This is a genomic window from Anaerobacterium chartisolvens (assembly GCF_003337415.1).
Taxonomy (GTDB): Bacteria; Bacillota; Clostridia; order Acetivibrionales; family DSM-27016; genus Anaerobacterium; species Anaerobacterium chartisolvens.
This window is the reverse complement of the sequence record NZ_QPJT01000018.1, coordinates 47,969-70,078: the sequence shown is the minus strand read 5'-3', so window position 1 is coordinate 70,078 and position 22,110 is coordinate 47,969. Positions and strand designations below refer to the sequence as shown.

The 22,110-nt window shown below is 43.2% G+C and carries 18 protein-coding genes; 4 read left to right on the top strand and 14 right to left on the bottom strand.

Annotated features, from left to right (window positions below; all coding sequences use genetic code 11):
• Window positions 1-119: 119 nt before the first annotated feature.
• From gap to DFR58_RS14965, 6 genes are all read right to left on the bottom strand, one after another.
• Window positions 120-1,127, bottom strand: coding sequence for a type I glyceraldehyde-3-phosphate dehydrogenase (gap, locus tag DFR58_RS14990; protein ID WP_114298663.1), 1,008 nt, complete (start codon window positions 1,125-1,127; stop codon window positions 120-122).
• Window positions 1,128-1,429: 302 nt separating this feature from the next.
• The gene (locus tag DFR58_RS14985; RefSeq protein WP_114298662.1) at window positions 1,430-2,329 is read right to left on the bottom strand and encodes a DUF2156 domain-containing protein; all 900 of its coding nucleotides are present in this window, start codon (window positions 2,327-2,329) and stop codon (window positions 1,430-1,432) included.
• Window positions 2,330-2,366: 37 nt separating this feature from the next.
• Complete coding sequence (locus DFR58_RS14980) at window positions 2,367-3,476, bottom strand: M20/M25/M40 family metallo-hydrolase (RefSeq protein WP_114298661.1); 1,110 nt, start codon at window positions 3,474-3,476, stop codon at window positions 2,367-2,369.
• Between the two features lie 31 nt (window positions 3,477-3,507).
• The gene (locus tag DFR58_RS14975; RefSeq protein WP_114298660.1) at window positions 3,508-4,005 is read right to left on the bottom strand and encodes a tRNA (cytidine(34)-2'-O)-methyltransferase; all 498 of its coding nucleotides are present in this window, start codon (window positions 4,003-4,005) and stop codon (window positions 3,508-3,510) included.
• A 127-nt stretch (window positions 4,006-4,132) separates the two neighbouring features.
• Window positions 4,133-4,600, bottom strand: coding sequence for a chemotaxis protein CheX (locus tag DFR58_RS14970; RefSeq protein WP_114298659.1), 468 nt, complete (start codon window positions 4,598-4,600; stop codon window positions 4,133-4,135).
• A gap of 170 nt (window positions 4,601-4,770) precedes the next feature.
• Window positions 4,771-5,916, bottom strand: coding sequence for a DUF362 domain-containing protein (locus DFR58_RS14965; protein WP_114298658.1), 1,146 nt, complete (start codon window positions 5,914-5,916; stop codon window positions 4,771-4,773).
• 164 nt (window positions 5,917-6,080) lie between these two features.
• Between DFR58_RS14965 and splB the strand changes: the two genes are divergently transcribed.
• From splB to DFR58_RS14950, 4 genes are all read left to right on the top strand, one after another.
• Window positions 6,081-7,112, top strand: coding sequence for a spore photoproduct lyase (splB, locus tag DFR58_RS14960; protein ID WP_114298657.1), 1,032 nt, complete (start codon window positions 6,081-6,083; stop codon window positions 7,110-7,112).
• A 331-nt stretch (window positions 7,113-7,443) separates the two neighbouring features.
• Window positions 7,444-7,692 carry a hypothetical protein gene (locus DFR58_RS14955; RefSeq protein WP_114298656.1) on the top strand — a complete coding sequence of 83 codons (249 nt, stop codon included), beginning with the start codon at window positions 7,444-7,446 and terminating at the stop codon, window positions 7,690-7,692.
• A gap of 184 nt (window positions 7,693-7,876) precedes the next feature.
• Window positions 7,877-8,053, top strand: coding sequence for a hypothetical protein (locus tag DFR58_RS21910; RefSeq protein ID WP_170138174.1), 177 nt, complete (start codon window positions 7,877-7,879; stop codon window positions 8,051-8,053).
• 139 nt (window positions 8,054-8,192) lie between these two features.
• Window positions 8,193-9,734, top strand: a complete 1,542-nt coding sequence (locus DFR58_RS14950) for a radical SAM/SPASM domain-containing protein (protein WP_114298655.1) — start codon at window positions 8,193-8,195, stop codon at window positions 9,732-9,734.
• Between the two features lie 90 nt (window positions 9,735-9,824).
• Here DFR58_RS14950 and fabZ read toward each other — a convergent pair whose 3' ends face one another.
• The 8 genes from fabZ to DFR58_RS14910 all read right to left on the bottom strand — a co-directional run bounded on the left by fabZ (window position 9,825) and on the right by DFR58_RS14910 (window position 21,874).
• Entirely contained in the window at window positions 9,825-10,262 is a 438-nt protein-coding gene (gene fabZ, locus DFR58_RS14945) for a 3-hydroxyacyl-ACP dehydratase FabZ (protein ID WP_114298654.1), read from the bottom strand.
• Between the two features lie 315 nt (window positions 10,263-10,577).
• Window positions 10,578-10,973, bottom strand: coding sequence for a rod-binding protein (locus DFR58_RS14940; RefSeq protein WP_114298653.1), 396 nt, complete (start codon window positions 10,971-10,973; stop codon window positions 10,578-10,580).
• A 43-nt stretch (window positions 10,974-11,016) separates the two neighbouring features.
• Entirely contained in the window at window positions 11,017-11,823 is an 807-nt protein-coding gene (flgG, locus tag DFR58_RS14935) for a flagellar basal-body rod protein FlgG (RefSeq protein ID WP_114298652.1), read from the bottom strand.
• A gap of 54 nt (window positions 11,824-11,877) precedes the next feature.
• Window positions 11,878-12,657: a flagellar hook-basal body protein gene (locus DFR58_RS14930; protein WP_114298651.1), complete on the bottom strand. Its 780-nt coding sequence runs from the start codon at window positions 12,655-12,657 to the stop codon at window positions 11,878-11,880.
• Between the two features lie 149 nt (window positions 12,658-12,806).
• The gene (gene mreB, locus DFR58_RS14925; RefSeq protein WP_114298650.1) at window positions 12,807-13,841 is read right to left on the bottom strand and encodes a rod shape-determining protein; all 1,035 of its coding nucleotides are present in this window, start codon (window positions 13,839-13,841) and stop codon (window positions 12,807-12,809) included.
• 279 nt (window positions 13,842-14,120) lie between these two features.
• Window positions 14,121-14,732 carry a hypothetical protein gene (locus DFR58_RS14920; RefSeq protein WP_114298649.1) on the bottom strand — a complete coding sequence of 204 codons (612 nt, stop codon included), beginning with the start codon at window positions 14,730-14,732 and terminating at the stop codon, window positions 14,121-14,123.
• A 224-nt stretch (window positions 14,733-14,956) separates the two neighbouring features.
• Window positions 14,957-15,142: a hypothetical protein gene (locus DFR58_RS14915; RefSeq protein ID WP_114298648.1), complete on the bottom strand. Its 186-nt coding sequence runs from the start codon at window positions 15,140-15,142 to the stop codon at window positions 14,957-14,959.
• Between the two features lie 159 nt (window positions 15,143-15,301).
• Entirely contained in the window at window positions 15,302-21,874 is a 6,573-nt protein-coding gene (locus tag DFR58_RS14910; RefSeq protein ID WP_147273188.1) for an Ig-like domain-containing protein, read from the bottom strand.
• Window positions 21,875-22,110: the final 236 nt, after the last annotated feature.

The following is a 22,110-nucleotide window of genomic DNA, read 5'->3' as shown; positions in this document are numbered from 1 at the left end:
TTAAAAAACTGCCGGAATATCAAAACGATATGCCGGCAGTTTTTTTAAATTTAAATTAATTAATTTATCGTACTTAAGGGAAATATCAGGAAATAACGAAATTACCCTTTCGCTGTTTCTTAAGCATCAACCTTTGCCATATGCTCAATCAGGCTTACAACCTTGTTTGAATATCCCCATTCATTATCATACCATGAAACAAGCTTTACGAAATTGCCGTTCAATGCAATACCTGCGCCTGCATCAAATATTGAAGTACGCGCATCATGTATAAAATCGGTTGAAACAACTGAATCCTCAGTATATCCAAGTATTCCTTTAAGCTCATTTTCAGAAGCCTTCTTAACAGCCGCCTTAATTTCGTCATAGCTGGCTGCTTTCTCAAGACGGCAGGTAAGGTCAACAACAGAAACGTCTGCCGTAGGAACCCTGAACGCCATACCTGTCAATTTGCCGTTTAATTCGGGAATAACCTTTCCAACCGCTTTTGCAGCACCGGTTGAGGAAGGGATAATATTTCCGAGAATGGATCTTCCACCTCTCCAGTCTTTCATTGAAGGAGCGTCAACAGTCTTCTGAGTGTTTGTAGCAGCGTGAACTGTAGTCATAAGGCCCTCAACTATTCCAAAGTTGTCGTTGATAACCTTGGCAAGAGGTGCAAGGCAGTTTGTAGTACATGAAGCATTTGAAACAACAGTCATGTCCTTTGTGTACTTATCGTCGTTAACGCCCATAACAAACATCGGAGCATCTGCCGAGGGAGCACTGATAACTACCTTTTTAGCACCGCCCTTGAAGTGAGCCGAAGCCTTTTCTATAGTGGTGAAAACTCCTGTAGACTCTACAACATAATCTGCTCCGCAGCTTGCCCATGGAATCTCAGCGGGATCCTTGGCTGAAAATACGGCAATCTCTTTTCCGTTTACAACCAGCTTGCCTTCCTTTGTTTCAATTGTTCCGTCAAACTGTCCGTGAACGGTGTCATACCTTAACATATATTTCATGTACTCCAGATCAACAAAAGGATCGTTAATTCCTTTTACCTCTACATTGGGGTTGCATACAGCAGCCCTGAAAACAAGACGTCCGATACGTCCGAAACCGTTAATACCCATTTTTACAGCCATGTTCTAAAACCTCCTATGTAAATATTAATTTTGAAGCAATTCCTTCTAAAGAAGCAATGCTTCGAATAAATTAAAGCTATTAAACAGCCGGCTTAAATAACAACAGTACTGCCTTACAGCTCAAATACTAAAACAAAAAAATCATCGTCAGGATATACTCCTAAACCAAAATTATTTTATATTATTTTACTCATTTTTTCAATAGCATTAACAAAATAAATTAATTTTTTAACAAAGTGTACAATATTTATCTTTTGTTTTTATATATAAAATTATACCTTGCATACTCACATAAATTTACTCTATTCAAATATAGCCGTAAGCTTATTAACCATAAATACAGGGTTATATGACAGCTTTGCTTTTCTAAGCCCCTCAATTCCCAGATCCTGCTCCCTGTTTATATAATTGGCCTTATGCCACTCATTTTCACAGAATTGCTGGTTAAGCATTGTATACAAGCCATGTATCTTTGCATTTGCCTTTTCAATATGCACCACGGCGGTATCAGTATTCAGCATTTCTCCTACGGTAAAGCCCTCATAGCAGTCATTGACCTCTAATAGGGCCCCTTTGCAGCCAAGCCTTGTAAAATTACTTAAAAGCTCTTCATTTGCAAGCTTTTCACAATAATATCCCCTATGCTCGCCGCAATCCCTTTCGGCACACCATATATCCATTATTCTGCGGCATTCATCTATAAGGCCTTCATCAATCGGAACATACCGATATGAATACTCCCTTTTAAACCTGTTTATATGATTTCTTTTGCCGTCGTATCTCTTCCCTTTAAGGCTTGTGAGGCTTTCTCTGGTATATACATAGTCACTGTTGTCCCTGTCATACGCAAGCTTCACCTTAAAGCTATTTAAGCCTGCAAACCTGTCCTCTATTCCCTCCCATACCCTCTCAAATCTCAGCTTCCAATCATTACCCTCAAAATACTTATTCAAGATATGCACTGCACTCTCAAAATTGCCCGCCTCAATGCGTCCCAGCGGAGGAAAGCAAAAAGGCGGTTTTTGCTCCGGGACGGCTACTATGCATAAAAGCTCTTCTATTACGGCATATCTGAATTTATAAAAATTTCTCCACATAAAAAAATTAGTAAACGTAAACTCGGAGGCTGGAGGGGCCGTCATAGCCAAAAACCTGTCAAACAGCTCCTTGTCTTCTATTGATATTTCTCTGAAATCCAACATATTAATAAAAATCTCCATTATATTACATTTTATTTTTCTATATAGCCTTAATTATCTCTACTAAAAATTCCGCGGCCCTTGCCATATCCTTAATGCTTATCTGTTCCTCCACACTGTGAACCTTATCCATTCCAACACTTATGTCAACAGCCTCTATACCTCTTCCATTTATTATATTTGTATCGCTTCCTCCTCCTGTGGCTCCTGCCTTAAGCTCGATTTCCGCCTTCTTTGCGGCTCTTTCCAGTATTCTCATAATTCCGCTGTCCTGCTTTACATTAAATTCAGGATAGACATTTTGAACGTCGAATTTAAAGCTGCCTCCAAATCTCGCGCAGGCCGTTTCAAAGCAATGTCTCATATGTGAGGTCTGCTCGTCAAGCTTTCTCCTGCTCCTGCTTCTTGCCTCGGCCTCAATCTCCACCCTGTCACAAATTATGTTTGTGGCACATCCTCCCTTTATTATACCTATATTAGCGGTGGTTTCATGATCTATCCTTCCCAGTCTCATCTGCGAAATTGCCCACGCCGCAATCTGAATGGCGCTGATTCCCTTTTCAGGCTCAACGCCGGCATGTGCAGCCTTTCCTTTTACAATTATATCAATTTTATTTTGCGTAGGCGCCGAGACGGCTACACTGCCTATATCTCCTCCGTCATCCATTACAAACCCATACCTTACGTCAATTGCACCGTAATCCATGTTCTTGGCTCCAAGCAGGCCGCCCTCCTCAGCAACGGTAAAGGCAATGTGAATGTTTCCGTGTGGTATACCGTCCTCCGAAATGACTCTTAGTGCCTCCAGTATGCATTCAATTCCCGCTGCGTCATCACCCCCGAGCACCGTGGTGCCGTCCGTTCTTATTATATCCCCTTCCACAACGGGATTTTTGCCTATGCCCGGTGAAACAGTATCCATATGCGCCATCAACAATATTCCCGGAACATCCCTCTCACCCTTGACGGTGCATATGAGGTTTCCGGCATTACCCCCTATTTTCTCACCTGCATTATCCTCATAAACGGGTATTCCCATGCTCTCAAGCTTTGCCTTAAGCACATCCGCCATTCGGCGCTCATGCAGCGTCACGCTGTCAATTCTTACAAGCTCTAAAAACTCATCCCTCATTCTGCTTGCATTAACCATGGCATCACCTCCCATATCAGTTGTACAGATATTACTCCCACTCATATTTCACAAGCTTTCCCTCTCCGACAAGCTCCCGAAAGCCGTACTGCCTCATTATTTCAAATGCCACCACCGCAACGGAATTAGACAGATTAAGAGATCTTATGCCCTGTCTCATGGGGATTCTTATGCAATGAGCCATATTCTCCTTCAAAAGCTCCTCCGGAAGCCCTAATGTTTCCTTTCCGAAAACAATAAAGCAATCCTCGGGGTATTTTACCTGTGCGTATGTGTTTACAGCCTTTGTGGAGGCATAATAAAACTGTTTGCCGGCGTATTTTTCCCTTACCTCACTAAAGCTGTCATAAAACCGTATATTTACTTCATTCCAATAATCCAGCCCGGCACGTTTTAAATACCTGTCCTCCACAGAAAAGCCCAGAGGCCCTACAAGATGCAAATCTGCTCCTATAGCCGCACAGGTTCTTACTATATTCCCGGTATTCTGAGGTATCTCAGGCTCTACCAGAACAATATTCAATGACAAAACCATTCCTCCCGTCGAGAGTGCATTTAATATATATTACCACAAAAACAAGCGTTTAATAGCAAAAAGATGACAGCCCTCAAAATATTCAAGGTCCATCATCCCACCCAAAATACCACATCACTTATTAAGTATCCATCACAGAAAGATCAATCTCAAGCACATCACTTTCACCCAACAGCAGAGGTATACATATTGTCTTCATTTTGTCGGTGGATATTTGAAGATTTTCTCCCATTATAAGAGATGGAGGAGTTATATCTATACCTATGCCTCTATTGTATAAAATAGTAGCGGTATTTCCAAGTATCATATTTGTAAGCTCCGATATGGCACTCTTGGAAATTTCATCCAGCTCGGAGATCGTCATCCCTCCCATCATTTTTGAAGCTATTTCCAGTCCAAGAGGTATGCTCATAGTGAATATTACCTGACCCCTAATTTTCCCGGTGAGCCCTACAATTATAGCAATCGTATTGCTTTTATGCGGGGAATCCTTAAGATATACCTTTCCAAGCTTAGCTTGTATTGATGCCATTTGTAAAAGAACTGTCTGGCTTGCCTCAATAAACGGATTTATATATTCAATATTCACTAACAACCCCTGCCCTCTCCAATTTGTATTTACAAAAGATTACAAAAAAGCATTTTTCAGCTTTAAATAAACATCAAAAGCCGCTTGTTTTCCGCATGTGAATTAATGATCAAATATAGTATTTACTATTCTATAATTAGGCTTTAAAATCCTCCTTATGATTGACCTTTTTATTTTTTAATAAGAAATTTCAGCAAGGGGGATCTCTTTATTTCAACTGCTTTAGCAGGACAAAGCTCCTGACAGCAAAAGCACCGTATACACTTTGACAGATCCAGCCGGGGCTTTGAATTTTTCATCGTAATTATCCTGGCGGGACAGTTTCTGGCACACTCCGCGCAGCCTACGCATAATGCATAATTAAAAACCGGCCGGGGCTTAATATAGGACATTATACCCTTAAACAATTTATTATTAAAGAATTGTATGTCCCGTAAAGACTCTATTTGAGGTATGTCAAAATCACTTATCCTCACAGTGCTTATTTGCTCACCCACTATATCTATCTCACCGAGGCTCTTAGGGCACAGCCCCCTTTGAGCCGCCTGTGCTATCAGAGGCACTGCGAACGGGTCTGCTCCGATTATATTTAATGCGGCAAAGTCAAGGCTGAACGCATCCTCACCGGCAATAACAAGTCCTATATTTCTGGCGTTTCCCGCCGTGGGCCCGTTTCCCTCCATTCCGGTAACGGCGTCCATAATATTAAGGGCAGGCTTAGCCCCAAGAAATATGTCTATTAAAGCATCGGCAAATCTTTTATATTCCGATATTCTGAAATGGTATTCAGCCTTTCGGGCACCTGCAACAGCCCCGAACATATTTTTTACTGCGCCTGTGTACACCATCTGGCCGTGAGTTTTCAGCTTGGGCAAATTTATTATCAAATCCGCATCCATCAGCGGTTTTATCAATATGAGATTTTTTAAAATAACTCCTTCTGGATTTTTAACCTCTGCCTCCGCCGTATCATAATTAAGCTCGGCCCCTGATTTTAGAGCCGCCTCTTCAATGCCGCAAGCCGAATAAACCCCTTTAAGGGCGTTTTTTGTATAAAGCCCGCCGGGGCTTTCCACTATTATAGCCTTTGCTCCCTGCTCCTTTATAATGGAAGACAGGGCCTGAACAACAGAAGGATGAGTAGTAGCCGCTTCGGCAGGTCTTTTTTTCATTACAAGATTAGGCTTAAGAGCCACCCTCATGCCCGGCCTTATATATTTTTCCACACCTCCGAGGTTATCAAACGTTTTTTTTAAAGCTCTATACATATTCCCCATCTCATAGTCAGGGCATTTTTCAACCGATACCTTACTCAAATGCTGTCTCCCTTCATTTTTAAATCTTTATTGCATCCTATATATTTTTAATTCTATTCTAATTTTCGACTTGCGTAAACAGGCAATTCTAAAGAGATGCATAAAATAAAGAGAATAAAAAAAGCTTTGATAAGGCAAAATAAAAATAAGGATGGTGTTTATATATGGATTTATTTATGCCTGAAAGAGTCTTTTTTGAACCCTCTTCTCTGAAATATCCCCTTGGGGAAAAGCTGTACAGCCTTTTTGACAGCAAAAAAAATATTGAGGTTATAAAGACACCCATGCAGAATGTATACAGGTCAATTCCCGGAAAAACAGAGCAGGAAAAATATGCCCGTTCGAAAAAAACTCTTGTGGTTGCCGTAAAAAAAAGCCTTAAGCTTGATGTCTGCAAGCCCTCGGCTGACTTTGAGTTTGCTCTTGCCACAAACTGTCCCGGAAATTGCGAGTACTGCTATCTCCAGACCACACAGTCCTCAAGGCCCTATTTAAGAACATATGTAAACATAGAGGAAATATTCGACTCCATAGCAAAGCACATAGAAAAAAACGGCGGCGGCCTTACCACCTTTGAGGTGGCGAGCACGGGTGATCCTTTAGCCCTTGAGCATATAACGGGAAGCCTGTCGAGGACTATAGAGTATTTCGGCTCATTGGACAATGCAAGGCTGCGCGTGGTCACCAAGTTTGACAATGTCGAGCCTCTCCTTCACTTAAACCACAACCTTCATACCCGTTTCAGGGTAAGCATAAATTCAAGGCATGTCATAAGCAGCTTTGAGCATAATACCGCAAGCTATGACGAACGCATAAGTGCAGCGTCAAAAATTGCACATGCCGCCTATCCCATAGGCTTTATAGTGGCACCCATAATGGTATACGAAGGGTGGCGGGAGGAGTACTCCGAGCTCTTTGACCGGCTTAAGGAAAATCTTAGGGGAGCCAGTCTCCCTGAAAATATTACCTTTGAGCTTATACAGCACAGGTTTACCCCAATCGCAAAGAAATTTATACTGGAGCGCTTCCCGTCAACAGGGCTGGATATGGACGAAACAAAGCGTGTTCTCAAGTGGGGAAAATTTGGAAGATTCAAGTATGTCTATCCCAAGGAAACCTCCGGAGAAATGAAGGAGTTTATTTCAGGGCTTATCATGGAAAGATTTCCACACGCCGTAATAGAGTATTTTACATAGTAGTGTTAATTTAAAGCTTAGTTATTTTAGCATACTATCCGCACAACTATTTTTTATACTATTCTCATTATAATTACTTTATATTATTAAAAAATAAAATATTAATTGAAAAAATCAACATTTAATGGTAAAATATCACTAAAACAAATCCGATATGTTATATAGATGTAATGATATTGTATCACATTATTCTCTATTCGCACCTTCTACTCCCCACTAATTTTACCAAGGTATGCTTTATTAAATCATACATAGCTAAATATCCCGGCATAAATTTACCTGTGCATGCCATGGTATGCAATAAAATTTAATGTAAAGGGGGTGAATTTATATGTCCAAGGAAAAATTTACAGGCATTGAATTGACGGATGAGGAATTAATGGAAATGACAGGAGGAGCCAGCTTTATTTCGGCTTCATTATCCGATAGTCTGATTCCTCCGGTAGTCGCGCTGTATGGAATTCCGCCTATAGTTGAATATGGAATTCCGCCCACACTTAAATATGGGATTATTCCTGTTCTTAAGTATGGTGTTACACCGTTGTACGGCATACCTCCCATAACTAAGGATCTGGCTTAACAAAGACCCGTAAGAAATGAAGGAATGGCTCTGTATGGAGTCATTTCTTCATGTTAATTTTTGTAAATAAGTCTTGATATATCTATATATACCATGATATTCTTAAGTTATATACTGCCGAATGCTTGGACAAAGAGTATTCACAGTGCAGCATATAAAAAAATAAACAAGGAGGTAGGCGCACATGTCTATGGACAATTTTAAAGGCACTGAGTTGACGGACGAAGAGCTTATGGAGATGACGGGAGGAGCGAGCTTTGCTTCGGCCTCAAATATCTTAGTCCCTCCAATAATGGTTGTTTGCTACGGAATTTTACCGTTTTATGGAATTCCTCCAATAACCAAGGAGTCTCTTTGCTAAGCGATAGTGACTGTCATCCTGTGAGGGAGAATGGCTCGGGCCATTCTCCCATGCCAGTATTTATGAAATGCCTGAAATTAAAATACACATATATCATAGATAATACCCATAGTCAATTTTAAAAAGGGGGAATTTAGGAATGGATTACAGGCCTATAACTTCAGTGTGGGAAATAACAATGGGCTGCAATATGAGATGCAAGCACTGCGGATCAAGCTGTGAAAATGCTCAGGAGGGTGAATTGACTACCGACGAGGCTCTTAAGCTGTGTGATGATCTCGGCGAGCTTGGCTTTGAATGGATAACGCTGTCGGGAGGAGAGCCCACCACAAGAAAGGACTGGGATGTGATAGCGCGGAGGCTGGCTCAAAACGGAATAATACCCAATATGATAACCAATGGCTGGCTTATAGATGACAAAATACTTGACAGGGCAAGAGAAGCAGGAATAAATACCATAGCCGTAAGTGTTGATGGGCTTTGCGATACTCATGATTTTATAAGAAAGCCGGGTTCATTTGAAAGGATCATGAATGCCTTTGACCTTATGAAGCAAAAGGATCTTAATTATGCGGCAATTACTACCGTTAACCAGCAAAACATCGGTGAGCTGGCTGAGTTAAGAGAGCTTCTTATCACAAAGGGGGTTAAATCCTGGCAGCTTCAAATAGGTCTTCCTATGGGAAATATGGCCGATCACGGCGAAATGATAATGGAGCCGCGCCATGTCAACGACATAATAGATTTTGCTTATGAAACCATGCAGAAGGGTGGCATAGACATACAGCTTGCAGACTGCATAGGCTACTACAATGTGAAGGAAATTGAGGTCAGGAAAAGCAGCCTTAATATGGAGCAATATGTCTGGCAGGGATGTGCGGCGGGCAAGTACGGAATGGGAATACTGCACAACGGTGATATTATAGGCTGTACCTCCGTGAGGGACAAGCAGTATGTTGAAGGCAATGTAAGAATAACACCCGTAAAGGAAATATGGGATAACCCCCAAAGCTTTAGCTGGAACAGAGGCTTAAAGAAGTCCGATTTAAAGGGCTTGTGCAGCAAATGCCAATATGGAGGAAGCTGTCTTGGAGGATGCTCAAACACCAGAATTACAATGGAGGGCAGCCTGTACGCCGAAAATAAGTATTGCTCGTACAATTTCGCCGTAAGCAAAGCACAAGAGCAGCTTAAAAAGATAGATTCTCTGGAGCTTTTAAGATCCAAGGCAGATAAATTCCTGTCCGTCGGAAACTTTCAGCTTGCAGAAATCCTGATGTCCAAAGCCGTTGAATTGGATAGCGGAAATATGGATCTGTTAAGCGTATACGGGTATGTCTGTTTTATGCTGGGGAATTATGATGCGGCGGAAAAAGCAAACAGAGCTGTTCTTAAAGAAAGGCCAAATGATGCATACGCCCATAAGGGACTTGGCGTGACTCTTTGCAGAATGGGCAGCTTAGAGGACGGGCTGGCTTACTTAAGGAAATCAATCGACCTTGCGGATGAAAATTTCTTTGATCCGTATTTCGATCTTTGCATGATTTTAATAGAAAACGGAAGAAACGACGAGGCATTTGAAGTAGCGGAGGCAGCCAGAAGAAAATCCCCCAATTTTGAAGAAAGAGCTCTTCAGCTTCATGAGCAGATTAAGCTTATATCGGAAGCGGCTGCTTCATAATGTGAAAAAACAATTCTCCCAAAGCCGCCAAATCACTCCCTAAGCCTTAAAGTGAGCGATTTGGCGGAACAAGTTTAAAAGTTTAAAAATTTATTTTTTGTTCACATCGACCATGGCAAATTTTATCAAGCCCTCGGCAGCAGTTTTTTCATCCACAGACGCACGAACCTTTGCTTTTATTACTCCCATCCTGTTGCTCAATATTTCTGCCTCAAGCCTCAAGGTGTCTCCGGGCAGAACCTGCTTCTTAATCTTCATTTCATCAATAGCCGCAAAAACCCCAAGCTTGCCCTTATCATTGCCCTCCATGGCTGCGGCTATACCCGCCGTCTGTGCCAGAGCCTCCACAATCAAAACTCCCGGCATTATGGGGAAGTCGGGAAAATGTCCCTGAAAAAAGGGTTCATTGGCGGTGACATTCTTTATAGCTACCGCGCTCTTTCCCGGCTCTACCTCTATAACCCTGTCCACCAGCAAAAATGGATACCTGTGTGGTATTATTTCTCTAATTTCAATATTTGATAACATGCCGCACCTCTCATATTCTTAATTTTTGACAGAAAATCACCCTATTATTTTAACTATTTTTGTATTAATTGTCCATTATTAAATTGCAGACTGCTCCTTCTTAACACTATATAGGATGCAAACTATCTAAAAAGAATGTAAAATAATTTCCGGAGGATATTATTTTACATCCTCCGTTATCCGATATGCAAAAGCCTATATTATATAAATATATATCTCTCGGCAAATAAAAAATGTCCCGCATAAATACCTATGAAGGACATCACTATTGGCATAGCTGCAATAACATTACACCTTAAGAAATAATGCAAGCGCTTACTTATTTTCAATCGTTCCCATATCATCCTCTTCTGATTTCTTATATACAGAGCCAAGCTGCTTGCTAAGCTGCTTGTACAGCACATCTGCCAAGCCTGCGCTTCCGCTTTTGGAGGCCTCCTCTACTAGCTGCTCGTCAAGCATGGACTCAAAAATATCCCCTCCGGTATCCCGGGGCAGCAAGTCCGACTTAGGCACAGTTGCCTTCATTTGCTTATACAATATATTAAGCATCATACCCTCAAAGTCCCGGCACGCTTGCTTCAGCTCTTTTTCACTGCTTTGATCCATCACCTTTTCAAGCCTCTGCCGGAAGCTGTCATCTGACGCCTTATTTATTGAGCTGTCTACAGCACTCTTTATATAGTCATTTCCGATACCCGCAATATCCATTAGCTTTACACTCCCGTTCAGCAGCCTTCAAAATGCCTGTTAACTACCTCTTAAGATTATTGGCCTGACCCAGCATTTCATCCGCCGACTGTATGGCCTTTGAATTCACCTCATATGCCCTCTGAGCAACTATCAGCTTTACCATTTCCTCTACAACACGTACATTGGAGGACTCAAGAAAACGCTGGTATACAACACTCATAGAGCCTTCTTCCTCATCGATAACAGGCTCTCCCGACGCATCCGTCCTGCCGTAAAGATTCTTTCCCAGATTTTCAAGTCCCTGTCTGTTTGAGAATTTAAAAAGACCTATTCTCTGTCCCAGATCCTCGGTTTCCCCATCGGTGTTTATATAAGTAATTGCCCCGTTTTCCGCAACATTTATACTTGAAATATCCTCAACTCCATCCAGAAAAATCTCACTCTCCATTTCATCAAGCACCGCATAGCCGTCAGTAGTGGTGAGCTTGGTGCCTTGATCCGACACGCTTACCTTAAAGCTTCCGTCCCTCGTGTAAACCACATCTCCCTTAGGCCCTAAAACTGCGAACAATGCCTCTCCGTCAATAGCCAAGTCAAGAGGATTGTCGGTTCTTTCAAAATTGCCCTTACTGAAATCCTTAACTGTGGCGACGGGAGTAGACCCATAGCCAACCTGAAGATTAACAGGCTTTCCCTGCCCATCAAGAACTGATGCGCGGTCTATAGTCTGGTAAAGCAGATCCTTAAACTCTGCTCTATCCTTTTTGTATGCCGTAGTGTTGACATTTGCAAGATTGTTTGAAATAACATCCACATTGAACTGCTGTGCGGTCATTCCCGAGCCTGCTGTCCAAAGCGCTCTCATCATATGCTATATCCCTCCGAATTCAATAAATCTTATATGTCAGGCCCCTGCCCTCCATTATCTTATAGCTCCAACCTCGTTGACAGCCCTTTCCAGTGTTCCGTCCTGCGCCTGAAGCACCTTCTGGTTGGCCTCGTATGCTCTCGTAACGGCAATCATGTCAACCATTTCCTTTATAACATTTACATTTGACTGCTCTATAAAGCCCTGCATCACCATACCCGAAAAGGGCTCCTCCTCAGTTAAATCAGTAGTCTCCACAAGGTTTGAGCCAAGCTTTCTCAGTGTCGTTGTATCACTGAAGCTCTTTATAAGAAGCTTATCCAGCACCTCGCCATTTTGATATACCGTTCCGTCCTCAGCAACTGTAAAATCCTCTCCGCTAAGAGTTATAACTCCATTCTCGCCCAAAACGGCATAGCCTTCCTTTGTAACAAGCTCGTTATAGGCATTGAGCGTAAAAGCTCCGTCCCTTGTATAATACTGGATGAATTCTCCCTCGGCGCCGGGCACTCCCACTGTAAAAAACGCATTATCGGAATTTTTAAATGCCATGTCCAGACTGCCTCCGGTGTTTGCAAGCTGCCCCTGCGTGTAATAGGTGAATATTTCTCCCACATCACTGCCAGGCTGCATTTTGCCAAGCCTTCCCGAAGGATTGGTCTTGCTCGCCACATCGTTTATTCTCGTCATGAGGATATCAGGAAAGCTTTCTAAAACCGCCGAGTCCTTTTTAAAGGCAGTTGTGTTTACATTGGCAAGGTTGTTGGATATTACATCCATGCGCCTGCTTTCCTCAAGCATTCCATAGGCTGAAGTGTATAATCCTCTTATCATATGCAATCTCCTATAATTTCAGGCCGCCCTAAAGCATAAACCCTTTGATAATCTTATTAAATATGATCAAAGTATATATCGGAAAGGCTAAGAAATTACTTAATATAAAAAAAAGCGTGTAAGCTTTACATTACACGCATTTTTATAATTTAAAATTCCCTTTTAATTCTGCTATCCATTGAGGCACTCTGCTCTATAGCCTCTATTGTATCCAGAGCCTTTCCGGTACCTAACGCAACACATGAAATAGCATCATCCGCAATTATAACGTTTATCCCCGTCTTTTCCTGCAGCAGCTTATCCAGTCCATATAAAAGGCTGCCTCCGCCTGTCATTACAATCCCTCTGTCGCTTATATCGGCAGCAAGCTCGGGAGGCGTCCTCTCCAGCACTGAATGGACAGCCTCCACAATGCTTGAAATAGGCTCCTCAAGTGCTTCCATTATTTCAGTTGACGTAACGGTTATTGTCTTGGGCAGGCCTGATATGAGGTTCCTGCCGCGTATGTCCATTGATACCTCCTGAACCCTTGGATAAACCGTTCCCACATTAATTTTAAGATCCTCCGCCGTTCTTTCTCCTATCATTATATTATGCTTTTTACGCATATACCTTACAATGCTCTCATCAAATTTGTCACCGGCGATCTTAATGGAGGTGCTTACCACCGTCCCGCCAAGAGATATAACAGCTATATCGGTAGTTCCTCCTCCGATATCCACAACCATGCTTCCGCAGGCCTTTGCTATATCTATTCCCGCACCTATGGCAGCCGCTATAGGTTCCTCAATCAAATATGTCTTTCTTGCCCCCGCCTGAACGGCTGCGTCAATAACCGCCCTTTTTTCAACCTCTGTAACTCCGCTTGGTACACAAACCATAATTCTGGGCTTAAAAATCTTAAAGAACCTTGTTCCGCATACCTTATTTATAAAATACTTAAGCATTCTCTCTGTAATGTCATAGTCCGATATAACACCCTCTCTCAAGGGCCTTATGGCAACAATGTTGCCGGGAGTCCTGCCAAGCATACGTCTCGCCTCTTCTCCCACTGCAAGAAGCTTGTTTGTGTTTTTATCTATGGCTACAACTGAAGGTTCCCTCAGTACTATGCCCTTGCCCTTTATATAGACAAGAACCGTTGCCGTACCGAGATCAATCCCGATATCTTGTCCAAAGCCCACAGAATACATCCCCTTTTTTAAAAATTTTTACCAAAAGACCTTTTTGAAAAGTCTTTGAAGCATATAGCCCATTGAGAGTAAAACAATCCTTATAAAATCAGAGCTATCCGTACAATATACCGCCTAACCTGTGAACGTTAAAATATGATTTTAATTTTAAGGGAGTGCGGTGTCAAAATTTACTGCTTACTTATTCATAACTATATTATCATATTATTTTAATAATGCAAGAATAAAAAGGTTAAAAAGCGGGGTAAAATTATCAGCGGTTCCCGGACTCTACTTGAAAAGCAACATAAACCACCGCTCTATCATATAGTTTAAAATAAGCCCAAGTATCATGCTCCATAAAAATACTATTAAAAATACTACTTTTTTAAGCGGCTGTATAAAGCTGTATATCTCATTTACTCCCCTCGCTATCGCGGCACTGGCCCATATGGCCGGAAGAAATACAACAAAGTATGCCAGTGCCGCCAGGGTAAAGCTGCTTCCGAATTCATAGCTTCTGAATGTAATATAAAGCAGTATATTTAAAGGCAGCACCAGAAAATTTGCACATATATATACCTTCATAAGCTTTACCAGCTGCTGGCTGTAATCCCCTATCCCCTTCTCCATCTTGAAATGCTTGAAAAGGTCAAACATCGGGACTGAAAAAAACACTACGTCAATAAAGCCCATCAGTATTACAAGCACAAGCGCAAGCGTAATATTAAAGTATGTTACCATAGAGGATTTGCCCACAAATAAGCTATTATAGCCTATAAATATGTTAAAGCCCATATCAATAAGTCCAACAAGAATTATTCCTATAAAAAGAGAAACCCTTTTCGCCGTAAGTTTTTTGTATAAAGCCCGAGGAAGCAAAATTATATCTCTTAAATCCATTCATCTTCTCCTTTAATTTTATAATGCAAAATTCTTTTACAATATATAATATAATTTTGCTGGGATAAAATCAAGGATATGGTTCTTAAAAAAAGGGTGCATAAATTATATCTGACATAGCATTTCGGAAAATCGCCATAGGGATTACAATTGAAGCACCTTTTTCACATAACAGCATATTATGGCGTTTTATTCCAAATCCAGATTTTTAATAAGCTCCCTATCTATCTTCCCCTCACTTCGAGGGGAAGGAAAAGAAGGTCCATGTAGGACTTGTAGGATGTCTTCTCATTTCTTTCGCTAGCTGCTTTACATGCGCCTGCGTTGTTCTTCTCATTTTCTTCTCCAGTGCCCTTCTTTTTCTTCCCCTCAATGTGAGGGGAAGATAGAAGGGGAGTTAAAATTTGCATTTTCGTCACTTAAATTAAATACACCCGTTCTTAAAATCATTACGGATAATTTAATTACAAGTAATTTAATTACAAGTAATTAAGCTTCAATATAAAAAAGGGGATGGACCTTGAAAGCGCATTTGCGCTCCATGCCATCCCCTGCTTGTGATTTTTAATCTATTTTTTTAATATTCTGTACATAACCATAGCCGCCTCTGCTTTTGTAGCATTTGCCAAAGGATTTATTTTTTGCCCGCTGCCCCCGATTATCCCCTCTTTTACCATAGCCGAAGCAGCCTCTATAGCATAGCTTGCGATCCTTGACCTGTCACTGAACCTGTCAAGCTGTGCTTCAGAAAGCCCGGGGTTAAGCTTTTTGGAAAGCACCAGTGCCCTGTAGCAGAAAACCATCATGTCCTGCCTTGTAACCCTTTTATCAGGGCTGAAGCGGTTTTCTCCACCGCCCTTAGCCAGCCCTATTTTTTTGGCTATTCCCAGTTCCTTATAATACCGGTGTGACGGGTCTACATCGCTAAAGCTTTCGGTAAAGCTTGTAGTAAGACCTAATGCTTTCACCAGCATTTGTATCAGCTCCGCTCTTGTAATTTCCTTATCCGGGTCAAATTCCAGCTCGGATTTTCCGTCAATTATGCCTTTGGATGCTATAACCTCAATAGAAGCTTTAGCGTGCGGATATTTTTGTATATCGTCAAAGGTCTTATATATATATGCCACAGCATATCTGCTGAAATGCGTTGTAGTGAAGCTTATGGTCTTTGTTTTGGAATCATATCTGCCGTTTGGTACGGAATGTGGCATACCCTCCCCGTCGATGTATATGATTACAATATGGTCGGGGTTTTTCAATTCCTCCTCTGTGGGCGTATACGGAATTGTTATTAAAACCGGGGCATCTTCATTCTGCCACTTCACCGTCTTCCCGTTTACTGATATACCCAGCTCAATTACAGGCGCATTCCCTACTTTTTCCCTCAATTCGCTGCTAAGCTCATCCTTATTAACCAATCCGACCTTTAAAGCCACCTTGTCAGTCTCTCCGGTACCCGCTGCAGAAAGCATATTGCCCGGAATTGATACCTCAGCCACATCCGTTGAAATGGAAAGCCTTTGGGTTGACTTCGACTCAATCAAGGCTTTTGTAGGCAGCTCCTGTATATATGATGTGCTCCCCTCTGCACCGCTCACTTGAAGCTTTACTGTTTTTATCCCCTCTTCATCTTCTCTTGCAATCTCCAGTGCCTTGGCAAGAGTGTCTGAATCAAGTTGTGCTCTAGCCTCGCCTGTAGATTTATCAAGCTTAGACTTAAGCTCTATGCTTACTTCCCCGCCTTCTCCAAGCTTAGGCTCAATGGAAGCCTTAGTGGTGGTGGTTGTGCCTGTCTTGCCTGAATTACCTGTGGGCGAAGGCGTAGCATCGGATACTTTCTCCCATTTGGCATATAATATGATATCCGATGTAATAATAAGCTTTCCTGCACCCGCCGTATAATCTATTCCAGTTCCATCTGATTTGGTATTCCAGCCCTTAAAGCTGTAGCCTGTTTTTGCAAGGCTTCCGCTGTTGGATAACACATTGACTGTATCACGGGGCAAATATCCCGTATTATCCTGCGGAACGCTTCCGCTCGTGCCTCCGTTGGAATCATAAAGCACTTTGTATGTTTTCTTTACCTTTATGATTTCAGAGGTGTCTCTCACCCTCAGCCTGCTTCCTTCGGTATCCACCGATGCAAGGCCTATTGCCGAAACAGTGTCTCCCACCTTTATTGAAGGCTCCCACTTACCGGGCTGGTTAATTCTCCCTGTACTGTCCCCTATATATCCGTCTATAAAAATTCTGGCTTCTCCCGTTCCGTCGTCTATAAAAATAGTGTTTTCAGTTATCCCTGTCACCGTTCCGCAAACCTTGGCCAGCCAGCCGCCATTTTTGGGAAGCATACTGTCGCCGGTAGGAAATTCCTTAGCAGCAACGGGCTTTTGCGCGGCATCCGTCACCTCTATTTGCTGCATGACAAGCTCTATGTCTCCCTGATATTGCCCCACATATCCCAGTACCTTTACCTTTTGCCCTACTCTTATGTTCATATCGGACACAGGGAAGATGTTTATACCTCCTGTGGCATCCTGAATATATATCGTGTCAAAGAAGGCATTGCCCTGCTGAGTTCCTGCCGTTACAATACCCTCCGCACAGAAGGTTTCGCCTGCTTGAGCAGCGCGTATTTGCTTTATGGGAGTCACCGGGACTGCCTTTTTTATAGAATCTATAATGTTCATTGTAATATTGTAGTTGCTGTTCTGGAGCTGTCCGTAGTTGTCAAGAGAGGCTTTAATTTCAAAGTTGGAGAAGAACACTGTCCCTCCGATAAAGAGCTTTCCTCCTCCCGGAAGGGTTTCCTCTGCAAGCGCTACTACATTCCCCTTTCCTATTCCCCCATCCGGGCTTGGAATGGCAGCATTTGCCGCCGCCACATAGCTTCCTCCCAATCCGTCATTGTCGGAATCAAACCCGTATGTGGTTGAGTGTCCCTTTACAAGCCACTTTGCGTTATTGCCCATAGTAAATGAGCATCCGCTGTAAAAGCTGTAATCCTGCTCCGGCACCACACCGTTCAGGTATGGAGAGCTCATGTTATAAGTATTCATAGGAACGCGGAAAGGAGTGCCTCCCGCAACCCCGGGAGGATTTACGTTAGGATTGTTTTGATAATCCACCACCTCGTCATCATTAATCCTTGATCCGGCACCAATTGCCTGAAGAACAAGGTTTTGCTGGTATGCCGTATGATTTTGAGCGGCGGCGCCATTATCCTGATAATCTGCCAGACCCGCTACTACTATATTCCCTCCCCTGTCGGCAAACCTTTTTATAACATTAATTTCGTCCTGAGTATATGGCTTGGCAGTATAGCTTACTCCATTTGAGGTGCCTGATTTCTTTGCCGGAGGAGTAAGCAGAAGCAATTGCACATCCGAAAGCACCTCGTCTGTAAGAGGCTGCTTTTGTACTATTACCTGTACACCCCTGCCAGTTGAAAGCTCTGTTATATTCCCCATATTGTTGGCATAGTTTCCCGCGACATAGTCATTATAATGAGAGCCGTCGATAATAATTTTGGTTATTACCGAAGGATCTGAAACATTCAGCTTCAGCACATCGGTATATACTCTTTGCGTTCCGTTAATTGAAGCGGTAAGCTTTACATTAATGCTTACATCTCCTACCTGTACCGGATTATACCCAAAGGAATATAATGCCGTGGACGACGGTGCCACCGGGTTGATGGCAGGCGCGGTGTTTATAGCATTGCCGTCTATGGAATATTCAAGTGAAGCTACCTGCATGGGAGAAGCTTCATTATTATATATGGTTGATGTTATTGTAACCTCTTCTCCCTTTACGGACAGCCCGGTTCCCGCTGATGTCGATATGCCGGCCTTGTCCGTTTCGCCAACCCATACGGGAGCGGTTACGGCAATATCCTTATCGGTCTGATCAACCCTTACATAGTAGTATGAATATTTGGGCTCAAGCTCAAAGCTCCACTCGGCATTGTTCCCGCTAAAGGTTTTTGACGCCGCCACAGTCCCCCCGTTGGAAATTATAGATATCTTTCCTATGGAATCGCCCGCGTCAGGGTCTGTCACCTTAATTTCAAAGCTTAAGGAATCATCGGTATCCCCAAGTATGGAGCCCATTACATTTCCGTTAAGCTCATATTCTATCTGAAGGTTCCTGTCCTCTGTCGCATAAACTCTTCTCTCCCTTATTGCGTCATATATTCCGTCCCTTGTAAGCTCCGTTGCAAGTGCAACCGTTCTGGCCTCATTTGCTGTAACCCATTTTTGTTTATGGTTGTCCTGATTGTTGGACGGAGCGACATGCCACCCCTTGTCAAGCGCTCTGGTATAGTATTCATAGCTGGGGAAATACCCGCTTCCCCTTATGGGGCCTTCGCCGTTTCCAACCTCAATAAGCTGCACCACGGCATCAGCCTCTTTACTGTAGTACCCAAAATCAAAAAAGTCTCCAAAGGTCTTTCCGGGATGATTCAACTGGTTTATAGAGTCCGGGGACTCTTTAATCTTGTTATAGTATGCGTTAAGGTCCATCGCCGAATTGCTTCTGGAAACAAACCATGGAGTGTTGAAGGTATTTATATGTCCGGTGCCATTGCTCCATGTCATCTCAAAGCCTGCAATTGCGGTAAAGCTTCCGTCATTATTATACGAGTCGGCAATAGAGTTTAAATCCTTCCATTCCTGACTGGTAGACTCACTTATGCTTGTAATGCTCTCATTGGCTGTATTTTTTTCGTTGTCAAACCAGTTTGAGTGATCGGTGACTGCAAAGAAGTCAGCGTGGCCCTCATCCCTTGCCCATGAGTAAGCATCATCGGGGCTGCCCTGACCGTCGGAGAAATTGGTATGGCTGTGAAGCTGCCCATAATATAAGCTGTATACCTCCTCTTGGCCTGTGGTAAAGCTCCATACAATTTCAGAGCCGGTTCCGTTTCCGGAAAAGTCCTCCACCGCTCCGGCAGGAATGCTTACCGTATATTCCGTGCTATAGCCGAATACGGCATGTGTCAGCGTCAGAACAGAGTCCTCAATTTTGCAGTCCACCCCTGAAACGGGATTGCCAAGCGAATCCTTTATGCTTATGCCGCTTGAGGCACTGCCCTGCCGTATATCCTCACCAAACATCACTGAAACGGAAGCGTTTTTGGAAACTCCCGTCGCGTCTTCCGCAGGTGTCTTGCTTAACGCGACAGGCCCGTCAAGGTCCGCTGAAGCCCGTGTACTGAAGCTCCATACTGTGGGAGCAGAAGTTGCATTCCCTTGTGAATCCTCTACCGCTCCTGCCGGAATGGTTACTGTATATGTTCTCCCATAAGCAAAATCGGCGTGGTCTATATAGAGCATATTTCCGCTGGTTGAGCTGCTTATTCCCCCAACGCTGTAGCTTTGGTCGTCAATAACGGTTATGGAAGCTATTGCTGCCCCGGCAACAATTTCCTCGTCAAATTCAACGCTTAAGGGAGCATTGATTAATACATTTGTTTTTCCGTTGGAAGGCTCCGTTTGCTGTGCAACGGGTGCCTTGTCATCAGGGGCATCCGATATGTCGGAGGGGTATCTCGGGGTAAGCTGGTATCCCGATGTGTATGGGCTGCTTGAGTCATATTGAGCTACAATTCCCGTAATTACAAGCTCCTGCCCCGGTATGAGGCTTGAGGCAGCTATGCCCGTTGCAGTCTCTATTCTGAGGGTTATCGAATTACTGCCGTCAACATCCGTTATCGCTCCATTGCCGTTGGATGCAACCGCCGAAGACACCTTTACCCTTACTCTTACAAGCTTGCCCTCATATGGCTCTGCTGTGACAAAGCTTCTCAGCTCAGACAGGGAGGAAAGCTCAACCGGAGCAGGCAGGGCATTGCCGCTTGAAATCACCTGTACAGCACCCCCTGCCACACTGGGATCAAGCTCCGTTAATCCGTTATATTGTATTACCTTGCCCGTTACCCTTACAATATCTCCCTCAGCCACGCCTGAAATGCTTTGCGTGCTGTGGTAAACGCATATCCCTCCGCTTTCATCCTGAACGAACATTTTTTTCCCGCTTCCAAGTCCTCCGGGAGCAGAGGTAACAACCCCCTCTATGGTATACAGCTCCTGCGTCTTTGTCGGAAGTCCGTTTGAGTCCACCGTGTCAATCTCATTAATGGGAGTGATTACCTCATCCAAAGCTGTTGTAAAGCTCCAGATTATATCGTAATCGGTAGCATTTTCCGAGGAGTCCTGAACCGCCCCCGCCGGTATTGTAACAGTATAGGTTTTATCTTTTTCGAGCTGTTCGTGAGCTATGGTCAGAGCTGCGCCCGATATAACGTTTGAAACGCCCGCCACAGGAGTACTGTCTTCGTCCTTTATTGAAATTGAGGATATTTCACTCCCTGCCACAATATTTTCATCAAACAAAACAGATATTACCGCATTCCATGCCACACCGGCGGCCCCGTCGGCAGGGGATTTGGACAGCACCGCAGGCGGGGCGGTATCTTCAGGCCCCCCCGGCGAATCCCCGCTTGAGGATATAACGATATCGTCTATTCTGCATGTCCCATTGCTTCCGCTCATGTCTCCTGTTCCCGCAGCGGAAACATTTGAATCCAAAAGCCACCTTATATATACTATGCTCTGATCCTCCACAGCCTCCGGCAGTACAATGCTGTTGCTCTCAAAGGAGCCGTTTCCAGATACCACGGCACCTCCGCTTATATCATTCCATTCTGTGCCGTCAGCACTATATTGAAGCTTAAAGTCTCTCGGCCCCGTGCCCGACGATCTCAGCTTTGATTCAAGTGTCAGATCGAAATATCCGCTTGTTGAAAAGCTTATTTTAAGATATTTTGTACCGGCTCCCTCACTCCATGCATTTGAGGACAGAGCTGTATCAGGCGTACCCGCTGCCCCCGCCGTATAAGAGTAAGTGCCTGAGTATGAGTCTTCTCTTGAAATAACCTGTGATGCATTGGAGGATACGCCTGCGTCCGCTATCTGATTCCCATCATTAAAATCCCACCCAACCACTATTGTATCCGCCGCACTTACTTGCCACGGGCCCTGCATCTGTCCCGGAACCAGGCCGAATGCCATCACAACCGCCAGCAGTATTGACAGATATTTTATTAAGACTTTGCTTCCAGTAAACTTATTTCCCAACACCTTCAACCTCCGTTTCTGTTATTTTATTTAATTTTTATCAGGTTCAAGTAAATTTTTGCTGAGTATATTTTACCAAAAGCAGGGATAAGCTTTCTTAACCGCAAGTAAACCCCTTGAAAAAATTTGGTTAATAACGTAATGAAAGGTTTAATTTTATGTTAATTTTTCAATGCAAATATTTGATTTATTCCCTTAAGGTTTATAATATAGTTATCATTTCAGAACGGAGTACA